The sequence below is a fragment of the Zunongwangia mangrovi genome (assembly GCF_900112105.1).
Taxonomy (GTDB): domain Bacteria; phylum Bacteroidota; class Bacteroidia; order Flavobacteriales; family Flavobacteriaceae; genus Zunongwangia; species Zunongwangia mangrovi.
Window position 1 is genome coordinate 1 of sequence record NZ_FOKV01000029.1, and the last position, 1,979, is coordinate 1,979.

Sequence of the window (1,979 nt, forward strand, 5' to 3'; positions counted from 1 at the left end):
CGAGCTATTCGAAAGTTTTTACTATTTTTACTGGAAACAGTGATATCGGATAAAACTAAAAAACCAAAACGCTACAGTCGATATCCGCAGACGTTGGCAATAATTATGAAGAAAATTTTAGTCACCATTTTAGTTTTTATATTGACTTCAACTTTAGTAAAAAGTCAAGAAATATTAGTAGCTCCACCAGGAACTATTTTTTTAGAAGATAGTCTTTATATCGATAAAGCTCCTGTTACTAATAAAATGTTCTTAGAGTATTTAACTGCAAAACACTTTCTTAGAAGAAAAGGATTTAATTCATTTTCAGAATTCCACGAAAGTACAGATCAAAAATTTGATAAAATAATAACTCTTTATCCATCATTTCTAAAAAACTTGAAAAAAGAAAAAAGCTTACTTACAAAGAAGGGTTATTTTGAAAATATTAAATATGAATATTCTCCAGTATTAAGAATTTCCAAAGAACAGGCAAAAGATTTTTGTACATGGAGAACAGAAATGGTAGAATATCTTTGGTTAAATATGGACAAACCTGTCACTCAAAGTATACAATATAGATTACCTAGAAAGGATGAGCTAATTTTGGCACAAAAAATTTTCTCAAAAAGAAAAATATTCAAATTTGATAATGGAAGAAATCCAACAAAATTTAAAACAGATAAAAAAATTAGTGATTTCATAAAATATAACATTTCAGAATTCACGATTTCTGAAGAAATTTTTGGTGATAACTGGAAAGGTATTTCACCGATTGATTTTCCGAATGAAGTCACGGGATTTCGTTGCGTATGTGAAATTCAACCATAACTATTGCCAACAGCGGTTCATCACAAATTACGGGTAATTGTGGAAAAAGTATAATTCTAGTAACCCAGAAAAGTAATCCTTAATCCGACAAATCCGCGACCCTACTCCCGCAACTTGCGATAACCGCAAACCGTTGTAAACAATGCCAAATAGAATTATTTACATATTATTATTTTCGTTTGCATTTATTTCTTGCAATCTAACTTCTCCCGAGGAATATTATAGTAAAGCATTTAAGTATGAAGAGAGAGGGAATTATGAAAAAGCAATTGATATGCTTGATGAAGCAATTAAAAAAAAGAATCAATTCCGTGCTGCTCTACTAAATCGTGGCTATTATAAGACTGAAATTGGAGACATTCACGGAGCAATTGATGATTATTCTGATCTTTTACAATTTGACTCTAATAATACAGCGGCTTTATATAATATTGCTAATAATTACAGTGTATTAAAAGAACATAATAATGCTATTTTATATTATTCAAAAGCAATTAATACAGAAGGTGCTATAAAAAAATGGACTGTTTCTAATGGAGGACTAGTAATGATTAACCCAACCAAATATTTTGACGGCTCTGACAAAGATTTGTATTATTATGTTCCGAAGTATGAAATACTGTATGAGAGAGGTATAGAGTATTTAAATTCAGATCTATATGATAATGCAATTTCTGATTTTAAAAAGTCACTAGATGCAAATTATGAAAAAAAGAATTGTTATTTTTTACTAGGTAAAGCTTATATTGGAAAAAAAGATTCATTAAATGCTTGTTCAAACTTTATTATGTCTGCGAAATTGGGTGATAAGGAAGCACGAGAAATGCTAAAAAAACACTGTTTATAAAAATGCTCAAAAATGAATATCATTTTAAATCTTTTTAAATGGATTTTAATAATTCTATTCTTTCCTATTTCTTTAATATTTGTCGCTTATTATAGACAAAAAAGAAAATGTTAAGGGAAATATGACTAAGGCACTGCTTACAACAACGATTCATCGCAAATAGCGGCTTTTAGATTAAAAATTGTTATTTTAGAAACCAAGCAAGAAAAGAATAAGCCGACAAATCCGTGTCTGTTAATTCGCTACTTGCGATAATCGAGACCGTTACCTTCAATTGCTCCTGATCCAATCACTCCCAAAAACCGAACTGATCGTAAAAAAA

At 29.6% G+C, this 1,979-nt stretch carries 2 protein-coding genes; both read left to right on the forward strand.

Annotation, left to right across the window (positions count from 1 at the left end; translation table 11 throughout):
- Positions 1–810: SUMF1/EgtB/PvdO family nonheme iron enzyme (locus BM201_RS17955; RefSeq protein WP_092545203.1), on the forward strand; the 810-nt coding region annotated here is incomplete at its 5' end.
- Positions 811–952: 142 nt separating this feature from the next.
- Positions 953–1,657: a tetratricopeptide repeat protein gene (locus BM201_RS17960; RefSeq protein ID WP_092545205.1), complete on the forward strand. Its 705-nt coding sequence runs from the start codon at positions 953–955 to the stop codon at positions 1,655–1,657.
- Positions 1,658–1,979 lie beyond the last annotated feature (322 nt).

Coding starts and splice junctions, on each gene's coding strand:
- BM201_RS17960 (WP_092545205.1), top strand. CDS start 953: ATGCCAAATAGAATTATTTACATATTATTATTTTCGTTTGCATTTATT.